The sequence below is a fragment of the Streptomyces violens genome (assembly GCF_000717745.1).
Lineage (GTDB): Bacteria > Actinomycetota > Actinomycetes > Streptomycetales > Streptomycetaceae > Streptomyces > Streptomyces violens.
Map to the genome: position 1 here is coordinate 131474 of NZ_JOBH01000014.1, position 15454 is coordinate 146927.

General features: G+C 70.0%; 19 protein-coding genes and 4 tRNA genes. 17 read left to right on the top strand and 6 right to left on the bottom strand.

What is annotated here, in order from left to right; translation table 11 throughout:
• Positions 1 to 67 precede the first annotated feature (67 nt).
• Entirely contained in the window at positions 68 to 931 is an 864-nt protein-coding gene (gene htpX, locus IF04_RS0125960; RefSeq protein WP_030262713.1) for a zinc metalloprotease HtpX, read from the top strand.
• A complete protein-coding gene (locus IF04_RS0125965) occupies positions 928 to 1320 on the top strand; it encodes a YccF domain-containing protein (protein ID WP_030262717.1) in 393 nt (130 codons plus the stop codon). The genes htpX and IF04_RS0125965 overlap by 4 nt, the downstream gene beginning before the upstream one ends.
• 110 nt (positions 1321 to 1430) lie before the next feature.
• Here the strand turns inward: IF04_RS0125965 and IF04_RS0125970 are convergent, their stop codons facing one another.
• Positions 1431 to 1919 (bottom strand): YajQ family cyclic di-GMP-binding protein, encoded by a 489-nt coding sequence (locus tag IF04_RS0125970; RefSeq protein WP_030262720.1) that lies wholly within the window; start codon positions 1917 to 1919, stop codon positions 1431 to 1433.
• A gap of 203 nt (positions 1920 to 2122) precedes the next feature.
• Here IF04_RS0125970 and IF04_RS0125975 point away from each other — a divergent pair.
• A tRNA-Tyr gene (locus IF04_RS0125975) sits at positions 2123 to 2204 on the top strand.
• Between the two features lie 67 nt (positions 2205 to 2271).
• On the opposite strand, the gene IF04_RS0125980 is transcribed toward IF04_RS0125975, so the two are convergent.
• A complete protein-coding gene (locus IF04_RS0125980; protein ID WP_030262724.1) occupies positions 2272 to 2934 on the bottom strand; it encodes an NAD(P)H-binding protein in 663 nt (220 codons plus the stop codon).
• A gap of 166 nt (positions 2935 to 3100) precedes the next feature.
• The gene (locus IF04_RS0125985) at positions 3101 to 4360 is read right to left on the bottom strand and encodes an amidohydrolase family protein (RefSeq protein WP_030262726.1); all 1260 of its coding nucleotides are present in this window, start codon (positions 4358 to 4360) and stop codon (positions 3101 to 3103) included.
• Positions 4361 to 4533: 173 nt separating this feature from the next.
• Here IF04_RS0125985 and IF04_RS0125990 point away from each other — a divergent pair.
• The 6 genes from IF04_RS0125990 to IF04_RS0126015 all read left to right on the top strand — a co-directional run bounded on the left by IF04_RS0125990 (position 4534) and on the right by IF04_RS0126015 (position 7100).
• A tRNA-Thr gene (locus IF04_RS0125990) sits at positions 4534 to 4606 on the top strand.
• Positions 4607 to 4652: 46 nt separating this feature from the next.
• A tRNA-Met gene (locus IF04_RS0125995) sits at positions 4653 to 4725 on the top strand.
• A gap of 88 nt (positions 4726 to 4813) precedes the next feature.
• Entirely contained in the window at positions 4814 to 4978 is a 165-nt protein-coding gene (rpmG, locus tag IF04_RS0126000; RefSeq protein WP_006604855.1) for a 50S ribosomal protein L33, read from the top strand.
• A 106-nt stretch (positions 4979 to 5084) separates the two neighbouring features.
• A complete protein-coding gene (locus IF04_RS0126005; RefSeq protein ID WP_030262728.1) occupies positions 5085 to 5540 on the top strand; it encodes a MaoC family dehydratase N-terminal domain-containing protein in 456 nt (151 codons plus the stop codon).
• A gap of 5 nt (positions 5541 to 5545) precedes the next feature.
• Positions 5546 to 5980, top strand: a complete 435-nt coding sequence (locus tag IF04_RS0126010) for a MaoC family dehydratase (protein ID WP_030262731.1) — start codon at positions 5546 to 5548, stop codon at positions 5978 to 5980.
• A gap of 64 nt (positions 5981 to 6044) precedes the next feature.
• The gene (locus tag IF04_RS0126015; RefSeq protein ID WP_030262735.1) at positions 6045 to 7100 is read left to right on the top strand and encodes a UDP-N-acetylmuramate dehydrogenase; all 1056 of its coding nucleotides are present in this window, start codon (positions 6045 to 6047) and stop codon (positions 7098 to 7100) included.
• A 59-nt stretch (positions 7101 to 7159) separates the two neighbouring features.
• On the opposite strand, the gene IF04_RS0126020 is transcribed toward IF04_RS0126015, so the two are convergent.
• Positions 7160 to 7792: an NAD(P)-dependent oxidoreductase gene (locus IF04_RS0126020; RefSeq protein WP_030262739.1), complete on the bottom strand. Its 633-nt coding sequence runs from the start codon at positions 7790 to 7792 to the stop codon at positions 7160 to 7162.
• 62 nt (positions 7793 to 7854) lie between these two features.
• On the opposite strand from IF04_RS0126020, the gene IF04_RS0126025 reads away from it, so the two are divergent.
• Positions 7855 to 8463: a TetR/AcrR family transcriptional regulator gene (locus IF04_RS0126025; protein ID WP_030262743.1), complete on the top strand. Its 609-nt coding sequence runs from the start codon at positions 7855 to 7857 to the stop codon at positions 8461 to 8463.
• A gap of 35 nt (positions 8464 to 8498) precedes the next feature.
• Here IF04_RS0126025 and IF04_RS0126030 read toward each other — a convergent pair whose 3' ends face one another.
• Positions 8499 to 9518, bottom strand: a complete 1020-nt coding sequence (locus tag IF04_RS0126030; protein WP_030262745.1) for an adenosine deaminase — start codon at positions 9516 to 9518, stop codon at positions 8499 to 8501.
• A 155-nt stretch (positions 9519 to 9673) separates the two neighbouring features.
• Positions 9674 to 10909, bottom strand: coding sequence for a pyridoxal phosphate-dependent aminotransferase (locus IF04_RS0126035; protein ID WP_030262748.1), 1236 nt, complete (start codon positions 10907 to 10909; stop codon positions 9674 to 9676).
• Between the two features lie 183 nt (positions 10910 to 11092).
• Between IF04_RS0126035 and IF04_RS0126040 the strand changes: the two genes are divergently transcribed.
• The 7 genes from IF04_RS0126040 to rplL all read left to right on the top strand — a co-directional run bounded on the left by IF04_RS0126040 (position 11093) and on the right by rplL (position 15395).
• Positions 11093 to 11165: transfer RNA gene (locus tag IF04_RS0126040), tRNA-Trp, on the top strand.
• A gap of 111 nt (positions 11166 to 11276) precedes the next feature.
• Positions 11277 to 11570, top strand: a complete 294-nt coding sequence (secE, locus tag IF04_RS0126045) for a preprotein translocase subunit SecE (protein ID WP_030262752.1) — start codon at positions 11277 to 11279, stop codon at positions 11568 to 11570.
• A gap of 73 nt (positions 11571 to 11643) precedes the next feature.
• Positions 11644 to 12504 carry a transcription termination/antitermination protein NusG gene (gene nusG / locus IF04_RS0126050; RefSeq protein ID WP_030262761.1) on the top strand — a complete coding sequence of 287 codons (861 nt, stop codon included), beginning with the start codon at positions 11644 to 11646 and terminating at the stop codon, positions 12502 to 12504.
• A gap of 168 nt (positions 12505 to 12672) precedes the next feature.
• The gene (rplK, locus tag IF04_RS0126055) at positions 12673 to 13107 is read left to right on the top strand and encodes a 50S ribosomal protein L11 (RefSeq protein WP_030262765.1); all 435 of its coding nucleotides are present in this window, start codon (positions 12673 to 12675) and stop codon (positions 13105 to 13107) included.
• A 106-nt stretch (positions 13108 to 13213) separates the two neighbouring features.
• Complete coding sequence (rplA, locus tag IF04_RS0126060; RefSeq protein ID WP_030262768.1) at positions 13214 to 13936, top strand: 50S ribosomal protein L1; 723 nt, start codon at positions 13214 to 13216, stop codon at positions 13934 to 13936.
• A 421-nt stretch (positions 13937 to 14357) separates the two neighbouring features.
• A complete protein-coding gene (gene rplJ, locus IF04_RS0126065) occupies positions 14358 to 14885 on the top strand; it encodes a 50S ribosomal protein L10 (protein ID WP_030262771.1) in 528 nt (175 codons plus the stop codon).
• 123 nt (positions 14886 to 15008) lie between these two features.
• A complete protein-coding gene (gene rplL / locus IF04_RS0126070) occupies positions 15009 to 15395 on the top strand; it encodes a 50S ribosomal protein L7/L12 (RefSeq protein WP_030262775.1) in 387 nt (128 codons plus the stop codon).
• Positions 15396 to 15454 lie beyond the last annotated feature (59 nt).

Here is a 15454-nt window from a genome sequence, read left to right on the forward strand (position 1 = left end):
GGGTCCACTGAAAAGTGGACACGTAATCGCAAAGGGTTCCCCTGCCGCACGACCTGGAGGGCGTACCGTGCACCGCCGGCACAACGGGCTCAGGACCGCAGTACTCCTCGGGGGGCTGTCCGCGCTCATCATCGTCATCGGCAGCCTGTTCGGCCGTACGGGCCTGTTCATCGCGGTCCTCGTCGCGCTGGGTACCAACGCGTACGCGTACTGGAACAGCGACAAGCTCGCCCTGCGCGCCATGCGGGCCCGCCCCGTCAGCGAGTTCCAGGCGCCCGAGCTCTACCGCATGGTCCGCGAGCTCTCCACGGCAGCGCGCCAGCCCATGCCCCGCCTGTACATCTCGCCGACCCAGGCCCCGAACGCCTTCGCCACCGGCCGGAATCCGCGCAACGCCGCGGTCTGCTGCACCGAGGGCATCCTCCAGCTGCTGGACGAGCGCGAGCTGCGCGGCGTGATCGGGCACGAGCTCAGCCATGTCTACAACCGCGACATCCTGATCTCCTCCGTCGCGGGCGCGCTCGCCTCCGTGGTGATGTTCCTGGTGAACTTCGCCTGGCTGATCCCCATCGGCAGATCGGACGACGACGAGGGCCCCGGGCTGTTCGGCATGTTGCTGATCATGATCCTCGGGCCGGTCGCCGCGTCCCTCATCCAGCTCGCCGTCAGCCGCTCCCGGGAGTACGAGGCGGACGCCTCCGGCGCCCGGCTCACGGGCGACCCGCTGGCTCTCGCCTCGGCCCTGCGGAAGCTGGAGTACGGCACACAGCAGCTCCCGCTGCCGCCGGAGCCGCGACTGGAGACGGCGAGCCACATGATGATCGCGAATCCGTTCCGGGCCGGTGAGGGCCTTTCCAAGCTCTTCTCGACCCACCCGCCGATGCGGGAGCGCATCAGCCGCCTGGAGGAACTGGCAGGGTACAAACCGTGAAAACCATCCTGAACATCATCTGGCTCGTGCTGTCCGGCTTCTGGCTGTTCCTCGGCTACGCCCTGGCCGGCGTGATCATGTGCATCCTGATCATCACGATTCCCTGGGGCATCGCGTCCTTCAGGATCGGCGTGTACGCCCTCTGGCCGTTCGGCTACACCACGGTCGAGCGGCGCGACGCGGGCGCCGCGTCCTGCCTGGGCAATGGCATCTGGCTGGTGCTCGCGGGTTGGTGGCTGGCGCTCGGGCACATCGTCACGGGCATCGCCCTGTGCGTCACGATCATCGGCATCCCCTTCGGCATCGCGAACTTCAAGCTGATCCCGGTGTCGCTGCTCCCGCTGGGCCGCGACATCGTCCGTACGGACCAGCCGTTCGCGGCACGCTGAAACAGCGTCCGTCCGAGGCGGCTCCGTCCGCACGCAGAGACGCCGACGGGGCGGCGCGCCGTGCGCGTGCCGCCCCGTCCGGTGTGTCCGTCGCCCCGTAGGCGCAGCGCCTACCGGTAGTTCACGAACTGGAGGGCGAAGTCCAGGTCCTTGCCCTTCAGAAGCTGCTGGACGGCCTGCAGGTCGTCGCGGCTCTTGGAGGAGACGCGCAGCTCGTCGCCCTGCACCTGCGCCTTGACGCCCTTGGGGCCCTCATCGCGGATGATCTTGGCGACCTTCTTCGCGTTCTCCTGCGAGATCCCCTCCTCGATCGAGGCGAAGATCTTGTACTCCTTGCCGGAGGCCTGCGGCTCACCCGCGTCCAGCGCCTTCAGCGAGATCCCGCGCTTGACCAGCTTGGACTGGAAGATGTCGAGGACGGCCTTCACACGCTCCTCTGCGTTCGCCCGCATCTCGATCTTCTCGCCCGACCACTCGATCGACGCGCCCACGCCCTTGAAGTCGTAGCGCTGCGAGATCTCCTTGGCGGCCTGGTTGAGGGCGTTGTCGACCTCCTGCCGCTCGACCTTCGAGACGATGTCGAAACTGGAGTCGGCCATGTTGAGTTGGCTCCTCGTACGTAGATCCGTCAGGGACACGGCCCGTCCCGGACCGCCCCGCAAGCCTAGCCACCCGGCCGGCGGCCCCGGCCATGATCGGGGCGCGCGGAACCGAGTGGCGGACCACCCCCTGCCATCGGGTATGGTTTACGTCGTTGCCACGGAGCACCGCCGCAAAGCGGGGCGCCAAGGCAGCAATCCCAGGCGGTGTGCCCGAGCGGCCAAAGGGAGCAGACTGTAAATCTGCCGGCTCAGCCTTCCCAGGTTCGAATCCTGGCGCCGCCACAGGAGAGCGAAAGGCCCCCACGGAAGTGGGGGCCTTTGCGTGTTTGCTGTGCGGTTGCTCGCGTACTCAGCCGCTCGCCGCGTTCCGTACCGCGTCCTCGACCGGTACGTCGCCGCCGATCAGCTCCAGCGTCCGGCCGGCCGTCTTCGGCTCGTCCAGCAGGGCCACCAGCACCGCCGCCACGTCGTCCCGGGTGATGTCGCCCCGGCCGGTCGACTCCTCCAGCCGCACCCGCTCCGTGCCCGCGTCGTTCGTCAGCCGCCCCGGGCGCAGGATCGTCCAGTCCAGGCCCGCCCTGGCCCGTACGTCCGCGTCCGCCGCGCCCTTGGCGCGCAGATAGGCGGCGAACACCGGGTCCGTGCCCTCCGGCGGCTCACGGTCCGCTCCCATGGCCGAGATCACCACGAACCGCCGTACGCCCGCGGCCTCGGCGGCGTCGGCGAAGAGCGTGGCGGCTCCCAGGTCGACGGTCTCCTTCCGTTCGGCGCCGCTGCCGGGGCCCGCGCCCGCGGCGAAGACCGCGGCGTCCGCGCCCTCCAGATGCCGCGCGACCTGCTCGACCGTGGCCGACTCCAGGTCGCACACGACCGGTTCGGCGCCGGCGGCCAGAAGATCCCCGGCCTGCTCGGGCCGCCGGACGATGCCCGCGACCTCGTCCCCGCGCGCGGCGAGCAGACGCTCCAGCCGCAGCGCGATCTGACCATGTCCTCCTGCGATGACAATGCGCATGATCCCGACCGTACGCCCGCGCGCCGCGGGCCGGGCGCCGAAGCTCCGCACACGCCGCCGGGGGCGGGCGTTCCACGCCATCCGGCGCACAGCGCGCCCCCGGAGCGCGTCCGAAAAGCCCGCGCCCGGAGCGCTCCTGGGGCGCTTTCGAAAAGCCCGCGCGCCCTCAGCGCTGTGACTGCCGCGGCAGCTCCAGCGCCACCGTCGCCTCCGAGTCGCAGTACTCGCGTACCGCGCTCGTACGGGCCACCACCCGCCCCCGGTGCACCACGATCCGGCTGTACGCCAGGGAGAGCGCGGCCGCGATGCCGTCGCCGCGCACGGCCAGCAGCTCGGCAGGGAAGCCCGCCTCCACACGGACCTCCGGGAGCCCCAGCGTCTCCCGCGCCGCCGCGCTCACCGCGTCGTACGCGCCCTCCGGGCTCGCCTCGCCGCGCGCCGCCAGCAAGTAGGCGGCCTCCAGGGGGTCGCCCCGGCCGACCGGATTCGCCGCGTCCCGGAGCGCGCCGCTGCCCGCCGTGACGCGCACTCCGGCCGCCCGCAGCAGCCGCACCGGCGCCGGGCCCGTCACCTGCGAGGACGGCCGCTCCAGGCCCGCACAGTCGCCCTGTGGCAGGCAGACGACAGTGACCCCGGCCGCCGCCAGCTGCTCCGCGGCGCGCGCGGCGACCCGCCACGGCATCCGGGCCAGCCCCGCGCACGGCCCGATGGCCACGCCGGGCCGCAGCCCGCCTGCCATCGCCGCCAGCCGGCCCAGCCGGGCCGGATCGTCCCCGTCGGTGTGCAGGTCGACCGGGCAGCCGGACTCGGCGGCCAGCTCCAGGACCGTTTCCGCATAGCCCGCCGGGTCGGGGTCCAGGTCGGGGCAGCCGCCGAGCACCGTGGCGCCCATCTTCACGGCGTCCCGCAGCATCGCGCGCGCGTCCGCGCCCGCCGCGCCGGTCAGCAGCCGCGGCACGGCCACCGCGGTGAGGTCGGCGAGCCCGTGCAGGGTGCGCCGGGCCTGCAGTACGGCCCCCAGGGAGCGCAGTCCGGAGACGTCCCCGATCCGTACGTGTGTCCGCAGCGCCGTCGCCCCGTGCCCGAGGTGGAGCAGCGCCGACTCCGTAGTGCGGCGCTGCACGTCGTCCGGGTCGTCGGAGGCGGGGCCGCGGCAGTCGGCGGTCAACGCCGTGTCGCAGTGCGCGTGCGGTTCGGCGGGGGCCGGCAGCAGCAGATAGCCGTGCAGGTCGATGCGGGGCCCTTGGGTGTCGAGGCTGCCGGTCGTGCCGACCGCCTCGATGTGCCCGCCGCCGAGCCGTACGTCCACCGTCCGGCCGTCGGCCAGCCGGGCTCCGCACAGCACCAGGGAGCCCGCGTCGGGCCGCTCGGACCGGCCGGCCCCGTGCGGCTGCCCCGGCTTCGGCTGCTGACTGCTGTCGGCCATCGCGCTCCTAGGGGGTGCAAGATCACGCAGCGTGGTCCGAGCCTAGGGCGCGGTACGGGCGCCTTCGAGCAGGCGCGGAATAGTCGTACCGGTGTGGTGTACGTGGCAGTTGTGGCGACGGGCCGATACGGATTTCACGTTTGGCTGTCGGCCGTGTAATGTCTTCATCGCTCGCCCCAATAGCTCAGTCGGCAGAGCGTCTCCATGGTAAGGAGAAGGTCTACGGTTCGATTCCGTATTGGGGCTCTGGTGTGTGAGGTACCCGCCTTCGGGTGGGTCCCGCTCGCATCACAGCGGTGTAGCTCAGTCGGTAGAGCAAGCGGCTCATAATCGCTGTGTCACCGGTTCAAGTCCGGTCACCGCTACATACAGTAGCCGATTGTGGGGTCGGTCCTCCGATCGGCTACTATTCATGCGTTAATCCGTCCAACTTGTTCGTCAAGGAGCACTCACGTGGCTGCCACCGACGTCCGCCCGAAGATCACGCTGGCCTGCGTGGAGTGCAAGGAGCGGAACTACATCACCAAGAAGAACCGGCGTAATGACCCGGACCGTCTTGAGATGAAGAAGCACTGCCCCCGTTGCAACTCGCACACCGCGCACCGCGAGACGCGATAACAACAAAGGCACTGCTCAGATAAGCAGTTACTACGAGGCCGCCCCCACATTCGGGGGCGGCCTCGTAGCGTTGGAGCCCGCGTGACACCCCTGGAGGTTGCGAGCCATGGCGCTCGACCAGTCCTTTGTCGGACGGACCTACCCGCCCACCGAGCCGTATGAAGTGGGCCGCGAGAAGATCCGGGAATTCGCCGAGTCGATCGGTGACGCGAACCCGGCGTACACGGACACCGAAGCCGCCAAGGCGCTCGGTCACCCCGATGTGATCGCCCCGCCGACTTTTGTCTTCGCGATCACTTTCAAGGCCGCGGGGCAGGTGGTCCAGGACCCGCAGCTGGGGCTGGACTACAGCCGGGTGGTGCACGGCGACCAGAAGTTCGCCTACAGCCGTCCGGTGCGCGCCGGCGACCGCCTGACCGTGACCTCCACCATCGAGTCGATCAAGTCCCTCGCGGGCAACGACGTCCTCGACATCCGGGGTGAGGTGCACGACGAGGCCGGTGAGCACGTGGTGACGGCTATCACCAAGCTGGTGGCCCGCGCGGCCGACGAGGAGGCCTGAGAGCGATGACGGCGAAGATCTCTTACGACGACGTCGAGGTCGGCACGGAGCTGCCCGCACAGTCGTTCCCCGTGACACGCGCCACTCTCGTCCAGTACGCGGGCGCCTCCGGCGACTTCAACCCGATCCACTGGAACGAGAAGTTCGCCAAGGAGGTGGGCCTGCCGGACGTGATCGCGCACGGCATGTTCACGATGGCCGAGGCGGCCCGCGTGGTGACGGACTGGGCCGGCGACCCGGCCGCGGTGGCCGAGTACGGCGTGCGCTTCACCAAGCCGGTGGTCGTGCCGAACGATGACCAGGGCGCGGTGATCGAGGTGTCCGGCAAGGTCGCGGCGAAGCTGGATGATGACGCGCGGACGGTGCGGGTCGACCTGACGGCCGTGAGTGCCGGGCAGAAGGTGCTGGGGATGTCTCGGGCGGTTGTGCGGCTCGCCTGAGGCGCTCGCTACGTGAGGGGCCGCTCCCGGCCGGTGCCGGGGGCGGCCCCGTACTCTGGGGGGCGTGCAGGAACTTCACGACGCCCCCCTCGCCCCCCTGACCACCTTTCGGCTCGGCGGGAATGCCGCGCGGCTCGTCACGGCCACGACCGACGACGAGGTGATCGCCGCCGTCCGCGCGGCCGACGCGAGCGGCACCCCGCTGCTGATCATCGGCGGTGGCTCCAACCTCGTCATCGGCGACAAGGGCTTCGAGGGCACCGCGCTGCGCATCGCGACCCGCGGCTTCGACCTGGACGGCACGGCGCTGACCCTGGCCGCCGGCGAGAACTGGTCCGAGGCCGTGGCCCGTACGGTCGAGGCCGGCCTGGCGGGCGTCGAGTGCCTGGCCGGCATCCCCGGCTCCGCGGGCGCCACGCCGATCCAGAACGTGGGCGCGTACGGCCAGGAAGTGTCGGCCACCATCACCGAAGTGATCGCCTTTGATCGCCAGGCGGACGAGACGGTGACGCTGACGAACGCCGAGTGCGACTTCTCGTACCGGCACAGCCGCTTCAAGGAGCACCCCGACCGGTACGTCGTGCTGCGTGTCCGCTTCGCCCTGGAGGACGCTGGCGGCCTGTCCGCGCCGATCAAGTACCCCGAGACGGCCCGCGTGCTCGGCGTCGAGGCCGGGGACCGGGTGCCCGCCGCGACCGCCCGCGAGACGGTTCTCAAGCTGCGCGCCGGCAAGGGCATGGTCCTGGACCCGGAGGACCACGACACCTGGTCGGCGGGGTCCTTCTTCACCAACCCGATCCTCACGGCCGAGGAGTACCGGGAGTTCGTCGACCGGGTGCACGAGCGGCTCGGCGCGGATGTCATGCCGCCCGCCTTCCCCACGGGGGACGGGCGTACGAAGACGTCCGCCGCCTGGGTGATCGACAAGGCCGGCTTCACCAAGGGGTACGGCGAAGGCCCGGCCCGTATCTCCACCAAGCACACGCTCGCACTCACCAATCGGGGCGCGGCGACGACGGAGGACCTGCTCGCGCTGGCCCGTGAGGTGCGCGACGGGGTGCGCGCGGCCTTCGGGGTGACGCTGGTGAACGAGCCGGTGATGGTGGGCGTCGGCCTCTGAGGGCCGCGACGCGGCCCCTGTAGGCGGCCGCCGCGCGCTTCAGTAGGCCCGCGCGCGCCCTAGTAGGCCACGCCCACCCCCTGCTTCACCGTTGCCGGGTCGCCGGCCATCGCGAGCATCGCGTGGGCCACGTCGGCGCGCGAGATCGTGCGGCCGCTGCGCGGGGTGCCGCCGATGGTCGTGCGGTACGTGCCGGTCATGGGTCCGTCGGTCAGCTTCGGCGGGCGGACGGCGGTCCAGTCCGTCGCGGAGCGGGCCAGCTCGGCCTCCATGGCGGTGAGGTCGGTGTAGATGTCCTTCAGGAGCGTGCCGATCAGCGCCCGTATGGCGCGGTCGAGAAGCGGCTCGCCCTCGGGGACGGGGCCGACCGGCGCGGCGCTCACCACCAGGAGCCGCCGCACGTCCGCCGCCTCCAGGGCACGCAGTACGGGAACGGTCACCCGGGTGGCGGTCCCCGCGTCCTTACGGGAGCGCGCGCCCAGCCCGGAGAAGACCACGTCCCGCCCCGCCACCGCCGGGCGCAGCGCCTCGGGGTCCGAAAGGTCCGCGCGGAACACCTCCAGGCCCGCCCCCGAGACCGTCAGCCGCGCCGGATCGCGGACCACGGCCGTCACCTCGTGGCCCGCCGCCAGTCCCTGCCTGACGATCTCCTGACCGATGCCGCCGGTCGCGCCGAAAACCGTGAGCTTCAACGTCATGATGCCCGCGCCTCCTGGGGGTGGGTAAGTACTCACTCACCCCTTAGAGTGAGTGAATGCCCACCCCGAAGTCAACGCCCGCCAGAATCCTCGACGCCGCCCACGAACTGCTGCGTACAACCGGCCTCGCGCGCACCACCACCAAGGAGATCGCGCGCGCCGCCGGCTGCTCCGAGGCGGCGCTCTACAAGCACTTCGCGAACAAGGAAGAGATCTTCGTACGGGTACTGAAGGAGCGGCTGCCCGGCGTCGGCCCGCTCCTGGAGGAGCTCACCGCCGATCCGGGGGAGCGCACCGTCGAGGAGTGCCTGACCGCCGTCGCCCGCCGGGCCATGGACCTCTACGCGCAGACGCTGCCGATCGCCGGCTCGCTCTTCGCCGAGCCCGCGCTGCTGCGGCGGCACCGGGAGGGCCTGGCGGAGCTGGGCACGGGGCCGCACGAACCGCGCGACCAGCTCGCCCGCTACCTGCGCCGGGAGCGCGACCGCGGCCGCATCCGTCCCGACGCCGACCCCGAGGCCGCCGCCGCGCTGCTGCTCGGCGCCTGCTTCCAGCGCGCCTTCTTCACCGCCTTCTCGGAAGGCACGGGGACGGAAACGGGGACGGAGCCCACGGGCGACTTCGCGGCGGAGGTGGCCCGGACGGTCCTCAGGGGCATCGCCTGAGGCGCCGGGGGCCTCCTACGGGGCCGCCCGGCGCCTCACTCCGCCAGCCACGCGTCGATGTCCGCCAGCATGCGCCGCTGCTCCTCCAGGGGTGCGCGCGAGCCGCGTACCGACTGCCGGGCCAGTTCGGCCAGTTCGGCGTCCGAGAAGCCGTGGTGCTCGCGCGCGATCTCGTACTGCGCGGCCAGCCGGGCCCCGAAGAGCAGCGGGTCGTCGGCCCCGAGTGCCATCGGCACCCCGGCGTCGAACAGCGTCCGTAGGGGCACGTCGTCCGGCTTCTCGTAGACGCCCAGCGCCACGTTCGAGGCCGGGCAGACCTCGCAGGTCACCCCGGAGTCCGCGAGCCGCTTCACCAGGTACGGGTCCTCCGCCGCCCGTACACCGTGCCCGACCCGGCCCGCGTGCAGATCGTCCAGGCAGTCCCGGACGCTGGCGGGCCCCGACAGCTCACCGCCGTGCGGCGCGGCCAGCAGCCCGCCGTCCCGGGCGATCGCGAACGCCCGGTCGAAGTCGCGTGCGAAACCGCGCCGTTCGTCGTTGGAGAGGCCGAAACCCACCACCCCGTGGTCGGCGTAGCGCACCGCCAGACGGGCCAGCGTGCGGGCGTCCAGGGGGTGTTTCATGCGGTTCGCGGCGACCAGGACGCGCATCCCGAGACCGGTCTCGCGGGAGGCGGTCGCCACCGCGTCGAGAATGACCTCCAGCGCCGGGATCAGCCCGCCCAGCCGGGGCGCGTACGAGGTGGGGTCCACCTGGATCTCCAGCCAGCGGGAGCCGTCCCTGACGTCCTCCTCGGCCGTCTCGCGCACCAGCCGCTGGATGTCCTCGGGCGATCTCAGGCAGGACCGCGCGATGTCGTACAGCCGCTGGAATCTGAACCAGCCCCGCTCGTCGGTCGCCCGGAGCTTCGGCGGCTCGCCACTGCTGAGCGCCTCGGGCAGATGGACGCCGTACTTGTCGGCGAGCTCCAGCAGGGTCGAGGACCGCATGGACCCGGTGAAGTGCAGATGGAGATGGGCCTTGGGCAGCAGACGGAGATCTCGGACACGCACCATTCCAGGATCTTGCCGCACACAACCGCCGATCCGGTAGGCCCAGCCTCGAACGAAGGATTGTGTGAACATGCGAACGGCGGATCCCGGACAACTTCCGGGATCCGCCGCCTCAACCGCCTCATGCGAGGCGCCTCACCTCCGAGAATCCGGAGGTCCTACTTGGCTTCCGCCAGCAGCCGCTGAACGCGCGACACGCCCTCGACGAGGTCCTCGTCGCCCAGCGCGTACGAAAGGCGCAGGTAGCCCGGGGTGCCGAAGGCCTCGCCCGGGACGACCGCGACCTCGGCCTCCTCCAGGATGACCTCGGCCAGCTCGACGCTGGTCTGCGGCCGCCTGCCGCGGATCTCCTTGCCGAGCAGGCCCTTGACCGAGGGGTACGCGTAGAACGCGCCCTCGGGCTCGGGGCAGACGACGCCCTCGATCTCGTTGAGCATCTCAACGATCTTCCGGCGGCGGCGGTCGAAGGCGACCTTCATCTCGTCGACGGCCTTCAGGTCGCCGGAGACGGCCGCGATGGCGGCGGCCTGGGAGACGTTGGCGACGTTCGACGTGGCGTGCGACTGGAGGTTCGCCGCGGCCTTGATCACGTCCTTCGGGCCGATCACCCAGCCCACCCGCCAGCCCGTCATGGCGTACGTCTTGGCCACGCCGTTGACGACGATGCACTTGTCGCGCAGCTCCGGCACCACGACCGGCAGCGACGAGAACTCCGCGTCGCCGTAGACCAGGTGCTCGTAGATCTCGTCCGTCATGACCCACAGGCCGTGCTCGGCGGCCCAGCGGCCGACCGCCTCGACCTGCTCGCGGCTGTAGACCGCGCCGGTCGGGTTGGACGGCGAGACGAAGAGCACCACCTTGGTGTTCTCCGTACGGGCCGCCTCCAGCTGCTCCACGCTCACCCGGTAGCCGGTGGTCTCGTCGGCCACGACCGGGACCGGGACACCGCCCGCGAGCTGGATCGACTCGGGGTAGGTGGTCCAGTACGGGGCCGGGACGATGACCTCGTCGCCCGGGTCGAGGATCGCCGCGAACGCCTCGTAGATGGCCTGCTTGCCACCGTTGGTCACCAGGATGTTGGCGGCCTCGACCTCGTAGCCGGAGTCGCGCAGTGTCTTCTCGGCGATCGCGGCCTTGAGCTCGGGGAGGCCGCCGGCCGGGGTGTACCGGTGGAACTTGGGGTTGCGGCAGGCCTCGACGGCGGCCTCGACGATGTAGTCGGGCGTCGGGAAGTCGGGCTCACCGGCGCCGAAGCCGATCACCGGGCGCCCGGCGGCCTTGAGGGCCTTCGCCTTGGCGTCCACGGCCAGCGTGGCGGACTCGGAGATCGCGCCGACGCGGGCCGACACACGACGCTCGGTAGGGGACTGTGCGGGTGGAGTAGCAGCACTCATACCTGCATCGTCGCAGACCGGCCGGGCGCCCGGTGCGACGGTTCGTCCCGGCCGGCCCGGGGGTTTCCGTTCGACGCCCGGCCGCCGAGCACGTACACTCGACCACCGTTGGCTCCCCGACGGGTCGTCGGCGGCCGCGCACACAGTGCACCGGTCGCATGCTGTAGGTTGGGGAAACCACAAAGGGTCGTAGCTCAATTGGTAGAGCACTGGTCTCCAAAACCAGCGGTTGGGGGTTCAAGTCCCTCCGGCCCTGCTACACGCACTTGATTCACCAGGGTGCGTGCACGCGTACGTAAGGCAATGCACCGCCGTGCGGGCTCTACCGGGCGCGGCACGGCCACGACCCGGATTCAGGTGAGGACGAGTGACGGACGCCCTGGGCTCCATCGACATGCCTGAGCGTGGCCGTTCCGATGACGACGCGACCGAGTCCAAGAAGCCCCGCCGTGGCGGAAAGCGCGGCAAGAAGGGCCCCCTCGCCCGGCTCGCACTGTTCTACCGCCAGATCATCGCGGAACTCCGCAAGGTCGTCTGGCCGACGCGAAATCAGCTTTCGACGTACACCACCGTGGTGATCGTCTTCGTAGTCATCGTCATCGGTCTCGTAACCGTGATTGACTTGGGAATCAAGGAAGTCGTCGATTACGTCTTCGCCTGATCCCGCGATGGGCGCCTGAAGCGGGCGCCCGTTCGCATGTTCAACCCCTTGAAGCCAGGAAGAAGCAGCCACAGTGTCTGACCCGAACCTGAACGAGCCCGCCGAGCCCGTCGCGGCGGCAGCGGCCGACGTCGACGCGGCGGCTACGGCCGAGGTCGAGGGCGACGACACCCCGCAGGAGATCGTCGAGGGCGCTGACGCCGTCGACGAGCTCGACGCGGAGGACGCTGCCGCCGGCGAGCCCGCCGAGGAAGCCGCGGTGCGTACCGAGTCCGCCGAGGAGGCCGAAGAGGCCGCCGAGGAGGACGCGGAGCCCGTCGACCCGATCGCGGCGCTGCGCGAGGAGCTGCGCGGCCTGCCCGGCGAGTGGTACGTCATCCACACCTACGCGGGCTACGAGAAGCGCGTGAAGGCCAACCTGGAGCAGCGCGCCGTCTCGCTCAACGTCGAGGACTTCATCTACCAGGCCGAGGTGCCCGAGGAAGAGATCGTCCAGATCAAGAACGGCGAGCGGAAGAACGTCCGTCAGAACAAGCTCCCGGGCTACGTGCTCGTGCGCATGGACCTGACGAACGAGTCCTGGGGCGTCGTCCGCAACACCCCGGGCGTCACCGGCTTCGTGGGCAACGCCTACGACCCGTACCCGCTCACGCTGGACGAGATCGTCAAGATGCTCGCCCCGGAGGCCGAGGAGAAGGCCGCCAAGGAGGCCGCCGAGGCCGAGGGCAAGCCGGCGCCGCAGCGCAAGGTCGAGGTCCAGGTGCTGGACTTCGAGGTGGGCGACTCGGTCACCGTCACCGACGGCCCGTTCGCCACGCTGCAGGCCACGATCAACGAGATCAACGCCGACTCGAAGAAGGTCAAGGGCCTCGTCGAGATCTTCGGCCGCGAGACCCCGGTCGAGCTGAGCTTCGACCAGATCCAGAAGAACTGACACCTTCTGGAACACGCACTTCCGGGCAGGTCAGGCGGGTCATTGCGACCGGTCTGACCTGCTCGGTTTTTAGCCGCACCTCTATACCCGTTATCGTTGTGCGGTATGCCTCCATCCGGATGACCGGATGACATGGCGAAACACCTCTCACTAGGACCCGGAGAGAGCATGCCTCCCAAGAAGAAGAAGGTCACGGGGCTCATCAAGCTCCAGATCCAGGCCGGTGCCGCGAACCCGGCTCCGCCGGTCGGCCCCGCGCTGGGTCAGCACGGCGTCAACATCATGGAGTTCTGCAAGGCCTACAACGCCGCGACCGAGTCGCAGCGCGGTTGGGTCATCCCGGTGGAGATCACGGTCTACGAGGACCGTTCCTTCACCTTCATCACGAAGACCCCGCCGGCCTCCAAGATGATCCTGAAGGCCGCGGGCGTGGAGAAGGGCTCCGGCGAGCCGCACAAGACCAAGGTCGCCAAGATCACGGCCGACCAGGTCCGCGAGATCGCCACCACCAAGATGCCCGACCTGAACGCCAACGACCTGGACGCCGCGTCGAAGATCATCGCCGGCACCGCCCGTTCCATGGGCATCACGGTCGAGGGCTGATCGAGCCTCGTAAGGCCAACGTGGCAGGGCCAGGCGCTGGCCCGGACCACGACTCCACCTGCCAGGCGGCACGAGCCGCATGGCGTAACTGCATTCAGGAGCAGCAGTGAAGCGCAGCAAGACTCTTCGCAACGCGGACGCGAAGATCGACCGGGAGCGTCTGTACGCCCCGCTCGAGGCCGTCCGTCTCGCCAAGGAGACCTCCTCGGCCAAGTTCGACGCGACCGTCGAGGTTGCCATGCGTCTGGGTGTCGACCCGCGCAAGGCCGACCAGATGGTCCGTGGCACCGTGAACCTCCCGCACGGCACCGGTAAGACCGCCCGGGTCCTGGTCTTCGCGACCGGCGACCGTGCTGCGGCCGCGGAAGCCGCCGGCGCCGACATCGTCGGCGCGGACGAGCTCATCGACGAGGTCTCCAAGGGCCGCCTGGACTTCGACGCCGTCGTCGCCACCCCGGACCTCATGGGCAAGGTCGGCCGCCTCGGCCGCGTGCTCGGTCCCCGTGGTCTGATGCCGAACCCGAAGACCGGCACCGTCACCCCGGATGTCACCAAGGCTGTCAACGACATCAAGGGCGGCAAGATCGAGTTCCGCGTGGACAAGCACGCGAACCTCCACTTCATCATCGGCAAGGTGTCCTTCGACGACGCCAAGCTGGTGGAGAACTACGCCGCGGCGCTCGAGGAGATCAACCGCCTCAAGCCGTCCGCCGCCAAGGGCCGGTACATCAAGAAGGCCACCATCACCACCACGATGGGCCCCGGTGTTCCGCTGGACGCCAACCGCACCCGCAACCTCCTCGTCGAGGAGGACCCGGCCGCGGTCTGAGCCTGACGGCTCGCGCGTACGCGTGAGGCCGGGCCTCGCATCGACTCTCGGTGCGGAGCCCGGCCTTTTTGCGCGCCCTGTACGGCCCTGAAGGGGCCCTTCCGGTCCTCCGGGGCCGGCGCCCGGCCCGGGGAGCGGCACGCGGCCGTACGGCCGTCCTGCGGCGATTTGCCTGCGCGCTCCTGGTTCGCGTACCGTAACGGAGAAGCCAAAGACCGCTGGTTGTCTCTGTGCGCCCGTCCGGGTGTGCGGTGGCCGAAGGATCCGCTAGCTGCGGACGGCCTGCGCAGGTGAATGAGGATGAACTCCCGGAACGGATTCCGTGCCCGGTCGAGTCACGCCCCGTGCGCCTGCGCCGGGGCGTTTGTTTTGCCCAGCCCCTTCTGCGCGGTCCTCATCACCCGGAAGGAGGCCGAGGCTCATGGCAAGTCCTGACAAGGTCGCAGCTGTCGAGGAGATCACGGACAAGTTCCGTAACTCCAACGCCGCTGTCGTCACCGCGTACACCGGACTTACTGTCGCGCAGATCAAGGATCTGCGTCGTTCGCTCGGTGACAACGCTCAGTACCGTGTGGTGAAGAACACGCTGACCAAGATCGCGGCCCAGGAGGCCGGGATCTCCGTGCTGGACGAGCACCTCGTGGGCTCGACGGCCGTCGCCTTCGTGACCGGTGACCCGGTCGAGGCGGCGAAGGGTCTTCGTGACTTCGCCAAGGAGAACCAGAACCTCGTCATCAAGGGCGGTGTCTTCGAAGGGAAGGCACTCTCCGCTGACGACATCAAGAAGCTTGCGGACCTCGAGTCCCGCGAGGTTCTGCTCGCCAAGCTGGCGGGTGGCATGAAGGCGTCCATGGCCAAGGCCGCGGCGACCTTCCAGGCCCCGCTCACGAAGTTCGCCCGCACCGCGGACGCTCTTCGCAGCAAGGCCGAGCAGGGCGGTGCCGAGTAATTCGGCTCGCACATTGGCAGCCCTTGCTCAGGCGCGCCTGAGCGGGGAGGCCACAGCGGGCCCAACGTACGCCCGCCGACATGTACATCCGGCACCAGCCGATTTAGTGGAAGGACCGCCACCATGGCGAAGCTCAGCCAGGAAGACCTGCTCGCGCAGTTCGAGGAGATGACCCTCATCGAGCTCTCCGAGTTCGTGAAGGCCTTCGAGGAGAAGTTCGACGTCGAGGCTGCCGCCCCGGTCGCCGTTGCCGCCGCCGGTGCCCCGGGCGCCCCGGCCGCCGAGGCCGCTGAGGAGCAGGACGAGTTCGACGTCATCCTCACCGGTGCGGGCGACAAGAAGATCCAGGTCATCAAGGTCGTGCGTGAGCTGACCTCGCTGGGTCTGAAGGAGGCCAAGGACCTCGTGGACGGCACCCCGAAGCCGGTCCTCGAGAAGGTCGCCAAGGACGCCGCTGACAAGGCCAAGGAGGCCCTCGAGGGCGCCGGCGCCTCCGTCGAGGTCAAGTGACCTCTGTCAGTCGCTGACTGAACACCTCCGGGATCCCGGGCTTCGCCTGGTCCCGTGCC

Excerpts from the sequence above, each read along its gene's own strand:
- IF04_RS0125970 (WP_030262720.1), bottom strand. The coding sequence starts at position 1,919 with ATGGCCGACTCCAGTTTCGACATCGTCTCGAAGGTCGAGCGGCAGGAG.
- IF04_RS0125980 (WP_030262724.1), bottom strand. The coding sequence starts at position 2,934 with ATGCGCATTGTCATCGCAGGAGGACATGGTCAGATCGCGCTGCGGCTG.
- IF04_RS0125985 (WP_030262726.1), bottom strand. The coding sequence starts at position 4,360 with ATGGCCGACAGCAGTCAGCAGCCGAAGCCGGGGCAGCCGCACGGGGCC.
- IF04_RS0126005 (WP_030262728.1), top strand. The coding sequence starts at position 5,085 with ATGGCGCTCGACCAGTCCTTTGTCGGACGGACCTACCCGCCCACCGAG.
- IF04_RS0126010 (WP_030262731.1), top strand. The coding sequence starts at position 5,546 with ATGACGGCGAAGATCTCTTACGACGACGTCGAGGTCGGCACGGAGCTG.
- IF04_RS0126025 (WP_030262743.1), top strand. The coding sequence starts at position 7,855 with ATGCCCACCCCGAAGTCAACGCCCGCCAGAATCCTCGACGCCGCCCAC.
- IF04_RS0126030 (WP_030262745.1), bottom strand. The coding sequence starts at position 9,518 with ATGGTGCGTGTCCGAGATCTCCGTCTGCTGCCCAAGGCCCATCTCCAT.
- IF04_RS0126035 (WP_030262748.1), bottom strand. The coding sequence starts at position 10,909 with ATGAGTGCTGCTACTCCACCCGCACAGTCCCCTACCGAGCGTCGTGTG.
- rplK (WP_030262765.1), top strand. The coding sequence starts at position 12,673 with ATGCCTCCCAAGAAGAAGAAGGTCACGGGGCTCATCAAGCTCCAGATC.
- rplJ (WP_030262771.1), top strand. The coding sequence starts at position 14,358 with ATGGCAAGTCCTGACAAGGTCGCAGCTGTCGAGGAGATCACGGACAAG.
- rplL (WP_030262775.1), top strand. The coding sequence starts at position 15,009 with ATGGCGAAGCTCAGCCAGGAAGACCTGCTCGCGCAGTTCGAGGAGATG.